The sequence below is a fragment of the Streptomyces agglomeratus genome, assembly GCF_001746415.1.
Lineage (GTDB): Bacteria > Actinomycetota > Actinomycetes > Streptomycetales > Streptomycetaceae > Streptomyces > Streptomyces agglomeratus.
Window position 1 is genome coordinate 4,630,144 of record NZ_MEHJ01000001.1, and the last position, 18,084, is coordinate 4,648,227.

Below are 18,084 nucleotides of genomic sequence, written 5' to 3' on the forward strand. Positions count from 1 at the left end.
AATCTTCTCCCCATAGGCAGCGGATATCGTTCGACCATGACTCAGTCGCACCCCGGGATCAGCAAGGCTGTCATCCCTGCCGCCGGCCTCGGCACCAGGTTCCTGCCGGCGACAAAGGCCACTCCAAAAGAGATGCTGCCTGTCGTCGACAAGCCGGCCATCCAGTACGTGGTCGAGGAAGCCGTGACCGCGGGCCTCTCCGACGTCCTCATGGTGACCGGCCGCAACAAGCGCCCTCTTGAGGACCACTTCGACCGCAACTACGAGCTGGAGTCGGCCCTCGGCCGCAAGGGCGACGCCGAACGCCTCGCCCGGGTGCAGGAGTCGAGCGACCTCGCCACCATGCACTACGTCCGCCAGGGCGACCCCAAGGGCCTCGGCCACGCCGTGCTGTGCGCCGCGCCGCACGTCGGCGACCAGCCGTTCGCCGTACTGCTCGGTGACGACCTGATCGACCCGCGCGACCCCCTGCTGTCCCGGATGATCGAGATCCAGGGGCAGTACGGCGGCAGCGTCATCGCGCTCATGGAGGTCGACCCCGCCCAGATCCACCTGTACGGGTCCGCGGCCGTCGAGCCGACCGCCGAAGGCGATGTCGTACGGGTCACCGGACTGGTCGAGAAGCCCGACCCGGCCGACGCGCCCAGCAACTACGCCATCATCGGCCGCTACGTGCTGGACCCGGCCGTGTTCGACATACTGCGCAAGACCGAGCCGGGCCGCGGAGGCGAGATCCAGCTCACCGACGCCCTCCAGCACCTGGCCGAGACGTACGAGTCGGCGGCCGACGCCGCGGGGAAGGCCGGCGGCCCCGTGCACGGCGTCGTCTTCAAGGGCCGCCGCTATGACACCGGCGACCGCGGCGACTACCTGCGTGCCATTGTCAGACTCGCGTGCGAACGTGAGGACCTGGGGCCGGAGTTCCGGACCTGGCTTCGCAGTTACGTGACCGAGGAGATGTAGGCACCTTGAGCAGCACGATCTGGTCTGTCGACGAGCACCTTGAGGACATCCTCGCCGCGGTGAGCCCGCTCGAGCCCATCGAGCTGCAACTCCCCGACGCGCAGGGCTGTGTCCTGGTGGAGGACATCACGGTCCAGATCGCGCTGCCCCCCTTCGACAACAGCTCGATGGACGGGTACGCCGTCCGTACGAGCGATGTCGCGGGCGCCAGCGAGGAGTTCCCCGCCGTCCTCACCGTCATCGGTGACGTGGCGGCGGGCAGCGGCGGGACGCTCAGGGTCAACCCCGGCGAGGCCGCCCGCATCATGACCGGTGCCCCGCTGCCGCCCGGCGCGGAGGCCGTCGTCCCGGTCGAGTGGACCGACGGGGGCACGGGCGGCGGGCCGGCCGCCACGATGCGCGCCGCGAGCGACGCCCCCGAGGGCGCGTCCGGCGAGGTCCGGGTCCACCGGCCGGTCGAGGCGCGGGCCCACGTCCGCGCGCGCGGCAGCGACGTCCAGGCCGGTGACCTGGCCCTCGAAGCTGGTACGGTCCTGGGCCCGTCCCAGATCGGCCTGCTCGCCGCCATCGGCCGCGCCACCGCCAAGGTCAGGCCCCGCCCCCGCGTCGTCGTCCTGTCGACCGGCAGCGAACTGGTACAGCCCGGAGAGCAGTTGGCCGCCGGCCAGATCTACGACTCCAACAGCTTCGCCCTGACCGCGGCCGCCCGTGACGCCGGAGCCATCGCCTACCGCGTCGGCGCCGTCACCGACGACGCCGAGACGCTCCGCGCCACCATCGAGGACCAGCTGATCCGCGCCGACATGATCGTCACCACCGGTGGCGTCAGCGTCGGGGCGTACGACGTCGTCAAAGAGGCCCTGTCCTCGGTCGGCGGCGAGGACGGGACCGGCGGCGGTGTCGACTTCCGCAAGCTCGCCATGCAGCCCGGCAAGCCCCAGGGCTTCGGCTCGATCGGCCCCGAGCACACCCCGCTGCTGGCACTCCCGGGCAACCCGGTCTCCTCGTACGTCTCCTTCGAGCTGTTCGTGCGCCCGGCGATCCGCGCCCTGATGGGCCTGGAGGACGTGCACCGCCCGAGGACCCGCGCCCTGCTGGTCGCCGACAAGCCGCTGACCTCGCCGTCGGGGAAGCGCCAGTTCCTGCGTGGTACGTACGACAAGGAGGCGGGCACCGTCACGCCCGTCGGCGGCGCCGGATCGCACCTGGTCGCGGCCCTCGCCCACGCCGACGCCCTGATCGTCGTACCGGAGGAGACCACCGAGGCGGAGCCCGGCACCGAGGTCGACGTGGTCCTGCTCGGCTGACCGGCGCCCGGTGGGAGTACCGTGTCTGCCCTCACAGGCCCTGACCGGGAGCGCAACACGTAATGAGTACGCACGAACGGCTCACGCACATCGACGAGGCGGGGGCGGCCCGCATGGTCGACGTCTCGGGCAAGGACGTCACCGCGCGCACCGCCCGCGCCACCGGGCGCGTCCTGGTCGCGCCGCGTGTCGTCGAGCTGCTGCGCGGCGAGGGAGTCCCGAAGGGCGACGCCCTCGCCACGGCCCGTATCGCGGGCATCATGGGCGCCAAGCGCACGCCCGACCTGATCCCGCTCTGCCACCCGCTCGCGCTCTCCGGCGTGAAGCTGGACCTCACGGTCGCCGACGACGCCGTCGAGATCGCCGCGACGGTGCGTACGACGGACCGTACGGGCGTCGAGATGGAGGCCCTGACCGCCGTCACGGTGGCCGCGCTCACCGTGATCGACATGGTGAAGGCGGTCGACAAGGGCGCGGTCATCACCGACGTACGGGTCGAGGAGAAGACGGGCGGCAAGTCCGGCGACTGGAGCCGGGCATGAGCCCCCGCGCCGGCGAGGTCCACAGCCACAGCCACGAGCCGGCGGCGCAGCCCGCGCCCGCCGCCGCGCCGCAGCCGCCGCGCCGCGCCCTGGTGGTGACGGCCTCCAACCGCGCCTCCGCCGGAATCTACGCCGACCGGGGCGGCCCGATCCTCGCCGAGGGTCTGCGCGGCCTGGGCTTCGAGGTCGAGGGGCCGCAGGTCGTTCCCGACGGCGACCCGGTGGAGCAGGCCCTGCGGGCAGGCGTCGCCGCGGCGTACGACGTCATCCTGACCACCGGCGGCACCGGCATCTCGCCGACCGACGGCACACCCGAGGCCACCCGCCGCGTCCTGGACTACGACATCCCGGGCATCCCCGAGGCGATCCGCGCCGAGGGCCGCGGGAAGGTCCCGACCGCCGCGCTGTCCCGGGGGCTCGCGGGCGTCGCGGGCCGCACGCTGATCGTGAATCTGCCGGGCTCCACCGGCGGCGTACGGGACGGGCTGGCAGTCCTGGAACGCCTCCTGCTCCACGCCGTGGACCAGATCAGGGGTGGCGACCACCCCGGGTCCGGCTCCGGGTCCCCCCTGCCGGGGAGCCAGAGCTGAACGCTTCGTCCTGGCCCGTCGAGCTGGTGGACGGCGATGTCACCCTCCGCCCGATAAGGCTGCGCGACCAGCGGAGCTGGCGCGAGGTGAACCGGCGCAACCGCGAGTGGCTGCGCCCCTGGGAGGCGACCATCCCGCCGCCCGCACCGGCGGGCCCGGTGGCGCAGCGCCCCACGTACCGTCAGATGGTGCGCCACCTGCGCTCAGAGGCGAACGCCGGCCGGATGCTGCCCTTCGTCATCGAGTACCGGGGTGAGCTGGTCGGCCAGTTGACGGTGGCCGGGATCACCTGGGGGTCCATGTGCTCCGGGCACGTCGGCTACTGGGTGGACCGCGAGGTCGCGGGCCGCGGCGTCATGCCGACGGCGGTCGCCCTCGCGGTCGACCACTGTTTCCGTCACGTCGGTCTGCACCGCATCGAGGTCTGTATTCGCCCCGAGAACACGCCCAGCCGCAGGGTCGTGGAAAAGCTCGGATTCCGCCAGGAAGGGCTGCGACCCCGATATCTCCACATCGACGGTGGGTGGCGTGACCATCTGGTCTACGCGCTCACGGCGGAGGAAGTGCCCGAGGGGCTGCTGAACCGCTGGCACCAGGCACGACCCGGCACCTCCCACAAATGAAATGAGTGTTCGATATTAACCGGCCGCTGATTGCAAAAGGACGCAAAAAGGACCTGTAAAGCAGCCTGTTGATCCGATCAGTCACAAAAAAGTTCGAGTTATCAGCCAGATCGTGCGACACACCGGCTCAATTGGCGGATGGCCTTGTGCGAAGCCCTCTACGGTGTGGGGTGTGAGCAGCAGCGGCCTGATTTACGCAGTCATTGTCGGGGCCTGGGCCGCCTACTTGGTGCCGATGTGGCTCCGCAGGCAGGACGAGCTCAACGAGGCGCGTCCGACGGAACGCTTCAGCACAGCCATCCGGTTGCTGTCCGGACGGGCGGCAATGGAGCGCCGATACGCCAGGGAACTACAGGAACGCGCCGGGGCCGAGGTGGAGCCCGACGTGGACCCGGACGCCGTCACGGACCGGTTGAGTTCCGTCGACGTCCGGGCCTTCGCCGTGCCCCCGACCCAGGCGACCGAGCGTCCTGCCGCGCGGGAGGACGTGCGGGAGCCGACACGCGAGAGCGCCCAGGAGGACGCGCGCGAGAAGGCCCGGGAGAGCGCGCGGGAGGAGCGGCGGGTGCGCACCGCGAGCGCCGCCGCCGAGCGCGCCCGCCGCTCGAAGGTCCTCGCGCGCCGCAGGCGCACCACCGTGATCCTCTTCCTCGCCTTCACGCTCGGCGCGATCGTCGCGGCGGTCGGCGGCCTGCGGTTCCTCTGGGCCCCGGCTGTCCCCGCCGTGCTGCTGAGCACGTACATCGTGCATCTGCGGGCCACCGAGCGGCGGCGCTTCGCCTTCACCATGGACCGGCGCCGGGCGGAAGCCGCGGCGCAGCGCCTGCGCGAGCGCCGCCCGCATCCGGGCCGCCGGCCAGCCTCCGCGGAGCCGGACGAGGAGCCTGTCGTACGCCCCGAGCCCGAACCGGCGCCCGCGGTCTCGCCGCAGGAGGCGGGCCGCCGCGCGCTGGTGGAGCAGACGGACCACGCCGAGTGGGTCGACCAGCAGCGCGAGCGTGAAAGGGGCGCGGCCCGGGGCGAGAGCTGGGACCCGGTCCCGGTCCCGCTGCCGACGTACGTCACCGCTCCCGTGGCGCCGCGCGCCACCGGAAGCGTGGACTTCGGCGACCCCGGCACCTGGAGCTCGGCCCGTTCGAGCACCGCCGAACCGACGCCGGCGCCCGAGGCCCAGCCCGCCGCCGACCCGCCCGCGGGCCGCCGCGCCAACCCATCCCGCCGCGACCGGGGCCGTGGCCGCACGCCGCTCTTCGACCAGTACGAGGACGGGGACCGGCCGCGGGCGGTCAACGAGTGACCTGCGCGGAACGGATTACCGAGCACCCCGATCGAGGTGCTAAAGTTTCACTCGTTGCAAGGGCCTGTGGCGCAGTCTGGTAGCGCACCTCGTTCGCATCGAGGGGGTCTGGGGTTCAAATCCCCACAGGTCCACCGCAGCTCAGAGCCCCAGTCGGAGAGATCCGGCTGGGGCTCTTTGGCGTCGTACGCCGTCGCGCCGCGGGCGGGCTCCGGCCCGATGGTGATGCGGATCACCGTCGCCCGAACTCGACCGGGCCGCCGCGCATTTCGACGGTGAGGGGCGTCACGTTCCCTACGGCGCCAGCGGCTTGGCGAAGCAGCGGCTGTCCTCGTACTCCCGGAAGTGGCCGAACTTCTTCGTCGGGGCGTAACCGCTCGACGTGTACAGGGCGATGGCCTCCGGCTGCTGGGTGCCCGTCTCCAGGACCATCCGGACGCGGCCGGCCGCGCGGGCGTCGTCCTCCAGCGCGGCCAGGATGCGCCGGGCCAGGCCGAGGCCCCGGCAAGCGGGGATCACGTACATGCGCTTCAGCTCGGCGTCGCCGTCCGCGTAGCCCTCGCCGTTCTCGTCCAGGGCCCGCCAGGCGCCGGTGGCGACGGGACGGTCCCGGTCGTCGTAGGCGATGAGGAAGAGGCCGCCCGGTGGCCGGAACATCGCGGGGTCCAGCGGGGTCGTGTCGCCCTCGCCGTTGTAGCGCTCGATGTATTCCTGCTGCACCTCGGCTTCGAGCTTCACGGCGTCGGGGTGGTCGTACGAGGCGATCTGTATATTCATGCGAGTCAGCGTACTTCTATGCGGAGTCCGAGCGGTGGACGCATTCCGGTGGCCGGTTCCGGTGTCTGTATTGTGCCGGGATGCTCACTGTGACCACCGTGAATGTTAACGGCCTGCGCGCCGCTGCCAAGAAGGGCTTCGTGCCGTGGCTGGCGGAAACCCCGGCCGATGTGATCTGCCTCCAGGAGGTGCGGGCCGAACCGCAGCAGCTCCCCGCCGAGGTCAGGGAGCCCGAGGGCTGGCACGTCGTGCACGCCCCCGCCGCCGCCAAGGGGCGGGCGGGCGTCTCCCTCTACACGCGGCGGGAGCCGGAGCGGGTACGGGTCGGATTCGGCAGCACGGAGTTCGACGGGAGCGGACGGTACGTCGAGGCGGACCTGCCGGGGGTCACGGTGGCCAGCCTGTACCTGCCCTCCGGTGAGGTCGGTACGGAGCGGCAGGACGAGAAGGTGCGGTTCATGGACGAGTTCCTGCCGTACCTGAAGGGCCTGAAGGAGCGCGCGGCGGCGGACGGGCGCGAGGTGCTGGTGTGCGGTGACTGGAACATCGCCCACCAGGAGGCCGACCTCAAGAACTGGAAGGCCAACCGGAAGTCCTCCGGGTTCCTGCCGGAGGAGCGGGAGTGGCTGACGCGGGTGTTCGCGGAGGCGGAGTACGTCGACGTGGTGCGCGCGCTGCATCCGGACCAGGAGGGCCCGTACACCTGGTGGTCCTACCGGGGGAAGGCGTTCGACAACGACTCGGGATGGCGCATCGACTACGCGGTGGCGACGCCGGGGCTGGCCGGCCGGGCGGTCAAGGCGTACGTCGAGCGGGCGGCCGCGTACGACCTGCGCTGGTCGGACCACGCGCCGGTGACGACGGTCTTCGCGCGCTGAGCGGCGGGGCGCCGGGCGCCGAGGGTGCGGGCCGCGACCGGGGGCCGGTCGCGGGCTAGGCGTCCTTCTCGGCCCTGACCAGGCGGTCGAGGGCCATCGAGAGTTCCGCCTCGACCACGCTCTTGGCGAGCGGGCGCAGGCGCTCCAGGGGGGCGGCGCCCTGCGAGCCGCTGCCCGGCGGCTCCTCCTTGAGGTGGGAGCGGACCATGTCCGCGAAGATCTCGGCCATCGCCGTCGTGTGTTTGCGCACCTCCCGGCCCGCTCGGAGCACGGCGGCCAGGGGCACGCCCTCGCGCACCAGGGCCGCGGACACGTCCAGCAGGCGGCGGCTGATGTGGATGATCTCCTCGCCGTCGGTGGCGAGATAGCCGAGGTCGAGAGCCGCGGCGAGGTTCTCCGCGGTGACCTCGCCCGCGAAGTGGTCGGCGAGGTCCTCGGGGGTGAGGCGGACCGGCGTCTCCTCGGTCCAGGTGGCGGCCGCGACGTCGCCGACGCCGAACAGCTCGCCGACGTCGCGGCCGCTCTCGAAGGCGGCGGTCAGGTCCGCGATGCCGTTCAGGGTGTGGCCGCGCTCCAGCAGCGCCGCGATGGTGCGCAGCCGGGCCAGGTGGCGCTCGTCGTACCAGGCGATACGGCCCTCGCGGCGCGGTGGCGGCAGCAGCTTGCGCTCGCGGTAGAAGCGCAGGGTGCGCACGGTGATGCCGGCCTCCCTGGCCAGGTCCTCCGTGCGGTACTCGCGGGCTCCTGCGGCTTTGTCCACGGGAGAAAGCCTATGTTCTACCGCCGGTAACCTAATGCCGTCCGACCCCTACCCATCAGTACGCCGCTGCTCTACTCTCCGAATCGTGCCAGTGATTGCTGGCAGAGTCGTGGGATCGCGGGAGGCGTCGGCATGGCCGAGCACGAGCACGTACGAGTGGCGGTGATCGGATCCGGATTCGGCGGCCTGGGCGCAGCCGTCCGGCTGCGCCGCGAGGGGATCACCGACTTCGTCGTCCTGGAACGCGCCGACGCGGTGGGCGGCACGTGGCGGGACAACAGCTACCCGGGCTGCGCCTGCGACGTACCGTCGCACCTGTACTCGTTCTCCTTCGCGCCCAACCCCGACTGGCCGCGCACCTTCTCGGGCCAGGAGCACATCAGGGCGTACCTGGAGCACGTCACCGACACCTTCGGGCTGCGGCCGCACATCCGGCTGAACCACGAGGTGGAGATGATGCGCTGGGACGGCGACGAGCTGCGCTGGGAGATCGAGACCGCGCGCGGCACGATCACCGCCGATGTGGTGGTCTCGGCGACCGGGCCGCTGTCGGACCCGAAGATCCCGGACATCCCGGGGCTCGACGGCTTCCCCGGCAAGGTGTTCCACTCGGCGCGCTGGGACCACGACTACGACCTGCGCGGCAAGCGCGTCGCCATGATCGGCACCGGCGCCTCGGCGATCCAGATCGTGCCGTCGATCCAGCCCGACGTGGCGAAGCTGACGCTCTTCCAGCGGACCGCGCCGTGGGTGATGCCGCGCATGGACCGGACGATCACCGGGCCGGAGCGCTGGCTGCACCGGCAGCTGCCGTTCACCGCGAAGGCGCGGCGCGGACTGCTCTTCGGCATACGGGAGTTGCAGGTCACGGCCTTCACCAAGCACCCCAACCAGCTGGGGGCCGTCGAGGCGCTCGCCAAGGCAAACATGACCAAGGCGATCAAGGACCCGGCGCTGCGGGCCAAGCTCACACCGTCGTACCGGATCGGCTGCAAGCGCATCCTGCTGTCGAGCTCCTACTACCCGGCGCTCGCGAAGCGCAATGTGGACGTGGTGGCTTCGGGACTCAGGGAGGTGCGCGGCTCGACGGTCGTGGCGGCCGACGGGACCGAGGCCGAGGTCGACGCGATCGTCTTCGGTACGGGCTTCCGCGTCACCGACATGCCGATCGCCGAGCGGGTGGTCGGCGCGGACGGCATCACGCTCGCCGAGGCGTGGAAGGACGGGATGGAGTCGCTGCGCGGTGCGACGGCGGCCGGGTTCCCCAACTGGATGACGATCATCGGGCCGAACACCGGGCTGGGGAACAGCTCGATGATCCTGATGATCGAGTCCCAGCTCAACTACATGGCCGACTACCTGCGGCAGTTGAAGGTGCTGGGCGGCCGGGCGGCGCTCGGGGCGCGGGCTTCGGCGGTCCACGCGTGGAACCGGCGGGTGCAGGACCGGATGAAGCGGACCGTGTGGAACACGGGCGGCTGCGACAGCTGGTACCTGGACGCGAGCGGTCGCAACACCACCATCTGGCCGGGCACGCCGAGCGAGTTCCGGCGGGCGACGCGGGCGGTGAACCTCGCCGAGTACGAAGTCGTCCGGGCGCGGGCCGGGGACGGGGACGCGGACGGGGGCGGGGCCGGCAACGCGGATGCCGCCGGGGTCGCGCGTGCGGCCGCCGCCGGGGCCGGGACCGCGGAGGCCGTCGCGTGAGCCGGCTGATGAAGGCCGCGGGCGTGCCGCTCGTCGCCACGCGGGAACTGACCGCCGTCTCCGCCGACGGGTCGCGCCTGCACGTCGAGGTGTACGGACCCGAGGGCGCCCCCGCGCTCGTCCTGGCGCACGGCTGGACCTGCTCGACGCTCTTCTGGTCGGCGCAGATACGTGAGCTGGCCGGCGCCGGTGAGTACCGGGTCGTGGTCTACGACCAGCGGGGCCACGGGCGTTCCCCGGCCGCGGGGCCTGACGGTTACAGCACCGGAGCCCTCGCCGACGACCTCGAAGCGGTGCTCGCCGCCGCGCTGGCGCCGGGGGAGCGGGCCGTACTGGCCGGGCACTCCATGGGGGGCATGACGATCATGGCCGCCGCCGGGCGGCCGGGGTTCCGTGAGCACGCGGCCGCCGTCCTGCTGTGCAGTACGGGCAGCTCGCGGCTGGTCGCCGAGTCGCTCGTACTGCCGATGCGGGCGGGGCGCCTGCGGACGCGGATGACCCGCGCGGTGCTGGGGGCGCGGGCTCCGCTGGGGCCGGTCACGGCGCTCTCGAAGGCGATTCTCAAGTACGCGACGATGGGGCCCGGGGCGTCGCCGGAGCGGGTGGCGGAGTGTGCTCGTATCGTCCACGCCTGTCCGCGCGCGGCGCGGGTGGCCTGGTCGCACGTGCTCGGGGAGCTCGATCTGAGCTCGGGCGTACGGGAGTTGACCGTACCCACCGCAGTCGTCGCGGGGACCGCCGACCGGCTGACACCGCCCGTGCTCGCCCGCGAGATCGCCGCCGCGCTGCCGGACTCGCTGGGACTCACCGAGCTGACCGGTGTCGGACACATGACACCGGTCGAGGCGCCGGAGACCGTCACGGCGAAGCTGCGGGAACTGGTGAACGCGTACGTCGTCGTCCCGGCCTCGGTCGGCGAAGCAGAGAAGGAGCAGGCCGTATGAACAGCAGGCGCAGTCTTGAGGGGCAGGTCGCTGTCGTCACGGGCGCGGCGCGGGGGGTGGGCGAGCTGCTGGCGCGCAAGCTCTCGGCGCGCGGCGCGAAGGTGGCGCTGGTCGGCCTGGAGCCGGACGAGCTGAAGCAGGTGGCGGAGCGGCTGCACTCCGAGGCGCACTGGTGGTACGCCGATGTCACCGACCACGAGGCGATGGCGCAGGTCGCGCGGGAGGTGAAGGAACGGTTCGGGAAGGTCGACATCGTCGTCGCCAACGCGGGGGTCGCCTCCGGGGGGCCGTTCGTGGACTCCGATCCGGTCGCCTGGCGGCGGGTCATCGAGGTCAACCTGATCGGTGGGGCGGTGACGGGGCGGGCGTTCCTGCCCGTGCTCATGGAGAGCCGGGGGTACTTCCTCCAGATCGCGTCGCTGGCCGCGATCACGCCGGCGCCGATGATGACGGCGTACTGCGCCTCGAAGTCCGGCGTGGAGGCGTTCGCGCACTCGCTGCGGGCCGAGGTCGGGTACCGCGGGGTGCGGGTCGGGGTCGGTTACCTGTCGTGGACCGACACGGACATGGTGCGGGGCGCGGACCAGGACGACGTGATGCGGGAGTTGCGGCAGCGGCTGCCGTGGCCGTCGAACCGGACGTACCCGCTCGGTCCGGCGGTGGACCGGATCGTCGCCGGGATCGAACGGCGCTCCTCGCATGTGTACGCGCAGTGGTGGCTGCGCGGGATGCAGTCCGTTCGGGGGTACTTGCCGACGGTCATCGGCGCCGTGGGGCAGCGGGAGATGAAGCGTTTCGAGCCACGGCTGGCGGGGGTCTCCACAGGGCTGGTGGGCGCGGGCGGCGAGGCGGACGAGAAGGCGCGTACGCAGCGTTAGTGATCGAAATGCGTTGAATGTCCGGTCGTGTCAGTCTGGTCGAGGCTCAGCGGGGCGACGATACGCCGCCCCGTTTCCCTTCCCTCATACCCCCGTAGGAGTGAACCTCATGGGCATCAAGGACCAGTTCAAGGACAAGGCGCAGGAGCTCGCGGACCAGGCGAAGCAGGCGAAGCAGGGCAAGCAGGGCGCTCCGGTCTCGCGCGGTGCGCAGGGCGACCCGTCCTCGCGCGGTGCGCAGGACGAGGCGTCGGAGCGACTGCGTCGGGCCCGGGAGGACCGGGACCTTGGTGTGGAGCCGGAGCGGGGCCGCCAGGACATGCTGGACGACGAGATGGGTGAGGGCCCGGAGCGCTACCGGGCCTGACCGCGCGGCGATGCGGTGCGGGGCGCTGCCCCGTGCGCGGTGCTGAGGAAGGGCGCATCCGGCTTGCCGCCGGGTGCGCCCTTTCGCGTGGCGGGCGGGAGCCGCCACGGTGGCGCGGGTTACCGGTGGGCGGCCGCGCCGGGTCCCCAAGTGGCCGCTCGCCAGCGGGATTCATCGCAGGGTGAGCGGGTTCTCGGCTTCGACGTGCGTCAGCTTCTCGGGGTTGCGGACGTAGTAGAGGCCCGTGATGCCGGCGTCCTCGACCCGGACCGCCATGATGCCGTCGATCTCGCCGTCCAGGTGTACGAGCAGTGCCGGGTTGCCGTTGACCACGGTGGGCGCCAGGGTGATCGGCGCCTTGGTCTTGCCGAGACCCCCGATCACGAAGCGGGTCACCTTCTCCGCGCCGGTGATCGGCCGCAGCGCCGCCTGCTTGATGCCGCCGCCGTCGTTCACCATGACGACATCCGGGGCGAGCACGTCGAGGAGGCCCTGCGGGTCCCCCGTTTCGAGCGCGCGCCGGAACGACTCCAGCGCCGCGCCGACCACGCTCGGGGAGACCGCCCGGCGGGGGCGGCGGGCGTCGACGTGCCGGCGGGCGCGGTGCGCGATCTGGCGCACGGCCGCCGGACTCTTGCCGACGGCGGCGGCGATCTCGTCGTAACCGACGTCGAAGACCTCGCGCAGCACGAAGACGGCGCGCTCGGTCGGCGACAGCGTTTCGAGGACGAGCATCATCGCCATCGACACGCTCTCGGCGAGTTCGACGTCGTCGGCCACGTCCGGCGCGGTGAGCATCGGCTCGGGGAGCCACTGGCCGACGTACGCCTCCCTGCGGCGCTTCACGGTGCGCAGCCGGTTGAGCGACTGCCGGGTCGTGATCCGGACCAGATAGGCGCGGTGGTCGCTCACCTGGTCCAGGTCGGCCTTGACCCAGCGCAGCCATGTCTCCTGGAGGACGTCCTCGGCGTCGGCCGCCGATCCGAGCATCTCGTAGGCGACGGTGAAGAGCAGGTTGCGGTGGGCGACGAAGCTCTCCGTCGCCGGGTCGGTGGCGTGGTCGCTCATGCCCCGGCTCCTCTCCTTCGCGGCCGCCCCTGGGCGCCGACTCCCGCCTTCGTGCGTGCATCCACAGCAAGGTCCCTTTCTCCGGCAGCCGTTCGATCCTGCCCCACCCGCCCGGTGCGATCGGCCGCGCCTGCCCGTCAGGCTGTCCGTTCAGGCTGTCCGTTCGGCGGTGGCCGGCGCGGCGTCGCGCCCGGCCCGCAGCAGCTCCTGGCGCTGGGCGCCTCCGGGCGTGAGGTGCAGGCGGTACGAACCGGGCTTGTCCCCCTCACCGGCCAGCTGCTTGACGACGCCCTTGCACACGAACTCCTTGAGCTTCGCGCCGGGGCGGCCGTCGATGTTGAACCACACAGCGACGTCGTTGCGGGCGAACTGGAAGATGCCGTCGCGCCGGCCCAGGCTGATGCACTGACCGGCGAACACCGCGTTCAGGGGCGAGGGCTGCTTTCCCGCGATCCGGCTGAGCACCGTGTCGGCGGCCCGCGCGCCCAGCGGTATCGCGGCCTGGCAGCTCATCCGCAGCGGCAGGCCCGACGGCGCCGCCGAGTCGCCGGCCGCGACGATGCGTACGTCGTCCACGCTGGTCAGCGTCTCGTCCGTACGCAGCCGGCCCAGGGCGTCCGTGCTCAGCCCGCTGCGGACGGCCAGGTCCGGCACACCGAATCCGGCGGTCCAGACGGTCAACGCGCTCGGCAGCTCCCGGCCGTCGGCGAGCCGCACGGCGTCGCGGGTCACGGCCGTCACCGTCGTGTCGGGGCCGTCGACCACGGTCACACCGAGCCCGGCCAGCCGCTTGGCGACCGAGCGCCGGCCCCGGGGGTGCAGGTACGGCCCGAGCCCCCCTCCGCAGACCAGCGTCACGGCGCGGTTCGCCTCCGCCAGTTCGGCGGCGGTCTCGATGCCGGTCGGACCGGCTCCGACGACCGTCACCGCGGCCGTCGCGGGCAGGGTTTCGAAGACCGGCCGCAGCCGCTCCGCCTCCTCCAAGGTGGCGATCGGGTGGGCGAACTCCGCGGCCCCGGGCACAGCCGGGTCGGCGCTGCCACTGCCCACGGCGTACACCAGGTAGTCGTAGCCGACGGTGCTGCCCGACGCCAGCGTCACGCTGCGGCCGGCCGAGTCGATCCGGGCCACGGAGTCGGCCACCAGCGCGACGCGCTCGCTCAGGACCTCCCGGTAGTCGACGACCGCGCTGTCGGACCCGGCCACCAGCTGGTGCAGGCGGATCCGGTTGACGAAGGTCGGGCGCGGGTTGATCAGCGTGACGGTCACGTCGTCGCGCCGCGTCAGGCGATTGGCCGCCATGACGCCGGCGTATCCGCCGCCGATCACGACCACCTCGGTGTTGTTCGTCATGGTGACTCCTTCATTCGCGGGTCTTCGGGCACAAGACACCGCACGGCCGGTCGCTGTGACAGCTTGTGGCGCAGGTCACTGCGCGAGTCTGTTCGCAGACGGCCGGGCGCCTGTGCGGGAAGGAGACTGTGCGGGTCGGAGCCTGTGCGGGACGGAACCCGTGCGGGTCGGCGCCCGTGCGGACGGAGCCCGTGCCGGAAGGCGTCTGTGCGGGACGGCCGTGATCGAGCGTTCGGAGCCGGCGGCCGTACCGCAGCCCGGCGGGGCCGGACGCGGGGTGCGGCACCCCGCGTCCGGCCCAGGCCGTGCTTCTTCAGTGGGCGCGCGGCGGCAACGGCGGGCGGGTCCTGTCCGGGACGTTCTCGTACGTCGGCGGAGTGGCCGCCGGGCGCTCCGCCAGGAGGTCCAGCGCCACCTGGACCGCGTCGGTCAGCTGGGCGTGCCGCCCCTCCGCCCAGTCCAGCGGCGTGCGCAGCACCTCGATGTCCGGCGCCACGCCGTGGTTCTCCACCGCCCAGCCGTACGCGTCGAACCACGCCGCGTTCATCGGCACCGTGATCACCGTGCCGTCGCCGAGCGTGTGGCGGCCCGTCATGCCCACCACGCCGCCCCACGTACGCTGGCCCACCACCGGGCCCAGGCCGAGGAGTTTAAACGCCGCCGTGATCATGTCGCCGTCCGACGACGTCGCCTCGTCGGCCAGCGCGACCACCGGCCCCCGGGGACCGTTCGAGGCGTACGACACCGGCTCCGCGTCCCGCGTCAGGTCCCAGCCGATGATGGTGCGGGTGAGCTTCTCGACGACCAGTTCGCTGATGTTGCCGCCCGCGTTGCCCCGTACGTCGACGATCAGCGCCGGGAGCGACACCTCCATCCGCAGGTCGCGGTTGAACTGCGCCCAGCCGGAGCCGCCCATGTCGGGGATGTGCAGGTAGCCGCACTTGCCGCCGCTCAACTCGCGCACCACTTCGCGGCGTTTGGCCACCCAGTCCTGGTAGCGCAGCGGCCGCTCGTCGATCAGCGGGACGATCGCGACGCGGCGGGCCGGGCACCCGCCCTCCGCCGGCCTGAACGTCAGCTCCACCGTCGTACCGCCCGCCGCCGCGAGGAGCGGGGAGGGGCCCGCCACCGGGTCCACCGGCCGGCCGTCCACGTGCGTGAGGACCGCGCCCTCCCGGATGCCCGTACCGGCCAACGGCGACCGCGCCTTGGAGTCGGACGATTCGCCCGGGAGGATGCGGCGTACCAGCCACTGCCCGTCACGGCAGACGAAGTTCGCGCCCAGCAGCCCCATCGCCCGCTGGTAGTGCGGCGGGCCCTCGTTGCGGCGCGCGGCGGCGACGTACGCGTGCGAGGTGCCCAGCTCGCCCAGGACCTCGCGGAGCAGGTCCGCGAACTCGTCCGGTGTGGCCACCCGTTCGAGCAGCGGGCGGTACTGGTCGAGGATCGCGTCCCAGTCGATGCCGCACATGCGCGGCTCCCAGAAGTACGCCCGTACGATGCGGCCCGCCTCCGCGTACGCCTGCCGCCACTGCGCCGCCGGGTCCACCTGGTGGAGGATGCGGCGCAGGTCCAGGTAGACCGTCGTGTCGGTGTCGCCGGACTCGGTGGCGGGGACCGCGCGCAGCTCGCCCTCGTCCATCACCACCAGCCGTGTCCCGTCGCCGCTCACCGCGAACCAGTCGAGGTGGTCGACCAGTTCCGTCTTACGCGCCTTGGTGAGGTTGAAGTGTTCGAGCGTCGGGCGGCCCGACATGTCCGCCGGGTTGGCGAACGTCTCGCCGAGCGCTCCCGAGATCGGCCAGCGCAGCCAGACCAGGCCGCCGCCGGAGACGGGTTGCAGTCCCGAGTACTTGGAGGCGGACACCGGGAACGGCGTCACCCGGTTCGGCAGACCCTCGACCTCCACCAGTACCGCCGTGCTGTCCGTGGTCTCGCCGTCCTCGCCCTCCACCGGGTCCAGACCGCCCGCCGCCGGGCGGCCCTCGGCGGACAGCGCGAAGGGGGACGGCGTCGCCGAGGAGAGGGGGACCAGGTAGGGGCGGCAGCCCAGAGGGAACGACAGATCGCCGGTGTGGACGTCGTACACCGGGTCGAAGCCTCGCCACGAGAGGAAGGCCAGGTAGCGGCCGTCGCTCGTGAACACGGGGTTCTCGTCCTCGAAGCGGCCGTTGGTGACCTCGATGATCTGCTTCGTCTCGATCTTCGCCATCTTGATCTGGCGCAGGGACCGGCCGATGCCGGGGTGCGACCAGGTCAGCCAGGCGCCGTCGGGGGAGAACGCCAGGTCGCGGACGGGGCCGTTGGTGGACCGGGTCAGTTCGGTGACCTCGGTGCTCCCGGGGGCCTCTGTGGCTTCGGTGGTCCCGGTGGTTCCGGTGGCCTCCGTGGCTTCGCCTTCCGGTTGCGTGAGGGTGTTCACCAGGAGCAGCCGGCCGTCGTGCGAGGCGATCGCGAGCCGCTCGCCCTCCGGGTCCGAAACCAGCTCGTGTACGCGTCCGAGCTTCCCGGACGCCAGGCGGCGCGGGGCGCGGTCGCCGCTCGCGCGCGGCAGGTACGCGATCTCGATCGCGTCCTCGCCCTCCGCGTCCGTGATGTACGCGACCTGGCCGCCGCCGCCCAGCATCTGGGGCAGGCGGGCCCGTACGCCCGGTACGTCCGTGATCGTGCGGGCCGGGCCGTCGCGGTGGGTCAGCCAGTACAGGCTGCCCCGGACCACCACCGCGCTGGCGCGGCCCGTAGTGTCGACCGAGAGGCCGTCCACGTTGGCCGCCGCGGGGACGTGGTACTTGCGCCGGCCGGCGCGGGGGCCGCCGAGGCGGACTTCGAGGCGGCGCGGCTTCGCGCCGGGGGACAGGTCGTCGACCAGCCAGAGGTCGCCCGCGCACTGGTAGACCACGCGGGCGCCGTCGCTGGAGGCGTGCCGGGCGTAGAACGCGTCGTGGTCGGTGTGCCGGCGCAGGTCCGTGCCGTCGTACCGGCAGGAGTAGAGGTTCCCGACGCCCTCGTGGTCTGACAGGAACGCGATGCGGCCGTTCACGAACATCGGACAGTCGAGGTGTCCGTCGAGCTCGGGAAGCAGCTGTTTGCCGTGCAGCCACAGGCGGCCCGTGGCACCGCCCCGGTAGCGCTTCCACGCCGCGGGCTCGTGCGGGGGCTTTCCGGTGAGCAGGAGCGTACGGCGCTCGCCCTCGATGTCGGCGACCGCGATGTCGGAGACCGGGCCCCAGGGCAGCTTGGCGCCGGGGCTGCCGTCGGTGGCGAGGGTGTACGCCCAGGAGTAGTGCGAGAACGGCTGGCCGTGGGAGGCGACGGCGAGGATGTGCGAGGGGTGGTCGGGCGACTCGGGGGTCCAGCCGCAGACGCGGGTGTCCAGCGAGCCCCAGTGGCTGAGCCTGCGGGCGGGGCCGCCGTCCACGGGGGCGAGGTGGACCTCGGGGTCGAGGCTGCGCCAGGTGGTGAAGGCGATGTGGCGGCCGTCGGGGGAGAAGCGGGGGTGCGAGACCTTCGTACGGTCGACGGTGATGCGCCAGGCGCGGTCGGGCTGCTTGCCGGGCGGGACGATCGGGGCCACCCAGAGGTCGTCCTCGGCGGCGAAGCAGAGGAGGTCGCCGTGGAGGTGGGGGAAGCGGAGGTACGCGGGGGTGCCGCCGGGGGCCGCGGCCTCTTCGGGGGCGTTCCGGCCCGGGGCGCCGGGGTCGGTGCCGCGCCGGGGCGTCTCCTCGGGTATCGAACGTTCGGCTACCGCTGCGTTTCCCTCGGGGTGGTCGCGTTCGGCGCCCTGCGGGGAGCGCCCCGGCACGTCCCCTCCCGGCACCGTGGAGTGCGGTGGGGTGGTGCGCCCCGGCGCCTCGGCTTCCGGGGTCGGGGGGTGTGCGGCGGGGGTGTTCGCGTCGTCGGGGGGTATGCCCTCCGCGCCCAGGGGCTCGGTGGGTGTGGTCTCTTGCGGGCCGACGGACCCGGGTGCGTCGCTCACCCCCCAATGCTTTCCGCAGGGCGGGGGCGCGGCAACTTGTGGCGCAGAACACCA

16 protein-coding genes and 1 tRNA gene are annotated in these 18,084 nt (G+C 72.5%); 12 read left to right on the top strand and 5 right to left on the bottom strand.

All coding sequences use genetic code 11. The annotated features are described in order from the left end of the window. Positions 1 to 36: 36 nt before the first annotated feature. The 7 genes from galU to AS594_RS20210 all read left to right on the top strand — a co-directional run bounded on the left by galU (position 37) and on the right by AS594_RS20210 (position 5,456). The gene (gene galU / locus AS594_RS20180; RefSeq protein WP_069928366.1) at positions 37 to 963 is read left to right on the top strand and encodes a UTP--glucose-1-phosphate uridylyltransferase GalU; all 927 of its coding nucleotides are present in this window, start codon (positions 37 to 39) and stop codon (positions 961 to 963) included. A 5-nt stretch (positions 964 to 968) separates the two neighbouring features. Next, positions 969 to 2,270, top strand: a complete 1,302-nt coding sequence (gene glp / locus AS594_RS20185) for a molybdotransferase-like divisome protein Glp (protein WP_069932448.1) — start codon at positions 969 to 971, stop codon at positions 2,268 to 2,270. A 62-nt stretch (positions 2,271 to 2,332) separates the two neighbouring features. Further along, positions 2,333 to 2,812, top strand: a complete 480-nt coding sequence (gene moaC, locus AS594_RS20190; RefSeq protein WP_069928368.1) for a cyclic pyranopterin monophosphate synthase MoaC — start codon at positions 2,333 to 2,335, stop codon at positions 2,810 to 2,812. Further along, a complete protein-coding gene (locus AS594_RS20195; protein ID WP_079144496.1) occupies positions 2,809 to 3,402 on the top strand; it encodes a MogA/MoaB family molybdenum cofactor biosynthesis protein in 594 nt (197 codons plus the stop codon). Before moaC ends, AS594_RS20195 begins: the two co-directional genes overlap by 4 nt. Next, a complete protein-coding gene (locus tag AS594_RS20200) occupies positions 3,399 to 4,025 on the top strand; it encodes a GNAT family N-acetyltransferase (RefSeq protein ID WP_069928369.1) in 627 nt (208 codons plus the stop codon). Before AS594_RS20195 ends, AS594_RS20200 begins: the two co-directional genes overlap by 4 nt. Before the next feature lie 172 nt (positions 4,026 to 4,197). Then, positions 4,198 to 5,322 carry a divisome protein SepX/GlpR gene (gene sepX, locus AS594_RS20205; protein ID WP_069928370.1) on the top strand — a complete coding sequence of 375 codons (1,125 nt, stop codon included), beginning with the start codon at positions 4,198 to 4,200 and terminating at the stop codon, positions 5,320 to 5,322. A 60-nt stretch (positions 5,323 to 5,382) separates the two neighbouring features. Then, positions 5,383 to 5,456: transfer RNA gene (locus tag AS594_RS20210), tRNA-Ala, on the top strand. Between the two features lie 160 nt (positions 5,457 to 5,616). Here AS594_RS20210 and AS594_RS20215 read toward each other — a convergent pair. Next, entirely contained in the window at positions 5,617 to 6,099 is a 483-nt protein-coding gene (locus tag AS594_RS20215) for a GNAT family N-acetyltransferase (RefSeq protein WP_069928371.1), read from the bottom strand. Positions 6,100 to 6,179: 80 nt separating this feature from the next. On the opposite strand from AS594_RS20215, the gene AS594_RS20220 reads away from it, so the two are divergent. Beyond that, entirely contained in the window at positions 6,180 to 6,977 is a 798-nt protein-coding gene (locus AS594_RS20220; protein WP_069928372.1) for an exodeoxyribonuclease III, read from the top strand. A 55-nt stretch (positions 6,978 to 7,032) separates the two neighbouring features. Here the strand turns inward: AS594_RS20220 and AS594_RS20225 are convergent, their stop codons facing one another. Beyond that, complete coding sequence (locus tag AS594_RS20225; RefSeq protein ID WP_069928373.1) at positions 7,033 to 7,737, bottom strand: MerR family transcriptional regulator; 705 nt, start codon at positions 7,735 to 7,737, stop codon at positions 7,033 to 7,035. A gap of 132 nt (positions 7,738 to 7,869) precedes the next feature. On the opposite strand from AS594_RS20225, the gene AS594_RS20230 reads away from it, so the two are divergent. From AS594_RS20230 to AS594_RS20245, 4 genes are all read left to right on the top strand, one after another. Then, a complete protein-coding gene (locus AS594_RS20230; protein ID WP_069928374.1) occupies positions 7,870 to 9,444 on the top strand; it encodes a flavin-containing monooxygenase in 1,575 nt (524 codons plus the stop codon). Continuing rightward, positions 9,441 to 10,388, top strand: coding sequence for an alpha/beta fold hydrolase (locus AS594_RS20235; RefSeq protein ID WP_069928375.1), 948 nt, complete (start codon positions 9,441 to 9,443; stop codon positions 10,386 to 10,388). The genes AS594_RS20230 and AS594_RS20235 overlap by 4 nt, the downstream gene beginning before the upstream one ends. Beyond that, positions 10,385 to 11,266 (top strand): SDR family oxidoreductase, encoded by an 882-nt coding sequence (locus AS594_RS20240; RefSeq protein WP_069928376.1) that lies wholly within the window; start codon positions 10,385 to 10,387, stop codon positions 11,264 to 11,266. The genes AS594_RS20235 and AS594_RS20240 overlap by 4 nt, the downstream gene beginning before the upstream one ends. Positions 11,267 to 11,375: 109 nt before the next feature. After that, on the top strand, positions 11,376 to 11,633 hold the full coding sequence (locus tag AS594_RS20245) for a hypothetical protein (RefSeq protein WP_069928377.1): 258 nt from the start codon (positions 11,376 to 11,378) through the stop codon (positions 11,631 to 11,633). A 171-nt stretch (positions 11,634 to 11,804) separates the two neighbouring features. Here the strand turns inward: AS594_RS20245 and AS594_RS20250 are convergent, their stop codons facing one another. From AS594_RS20250 to AS594_RS20260, 3 genes are all read right to left on the bottom strand, one after another. Continuing rightward, on the bottom strand, positions 11,805 to 12,701 hold the full coding sequence (locus tag AS594_RS20250; protein ID WP_069928378.1) for an RNA polymerase sigma-70 factor: 897 nt from the start codon (positions 12,699 to 12,701) through the stop codon (positions 11,805 to 11,807). A gap of 150 nt (positions 12,702 to 12,851) precedes the next feature. After that, positions 12,852 to 14,054, bottom strand: a complete 1,203-nt coding sequence (locus AS594_RS20255; RefSeq protein ID WP_069932431.1) for an NAD(P)/FAD-dependent oxidoreductase — start codon at positions 14,052 to 14,054, stop codon at positions 12,852 to 12,854. A 313-nt stretch (positions 14,055 to 14,367) separates the two neighbouring features. Beyond that, positions 14,368 to 18,030 (bottom strand): S41 family peptidase, encoded by a 3,663-nt coding sequence (locus AS594_RS20260; RefSeq protein WP_240509057.1) that lies wholly within the window; start codon positions 18,028 to 18,030, stop codon positions 14,368 to 14,370. Between the last annotated feature and the right edge of the window lie 54 nt (positions 18,031 to 18,084).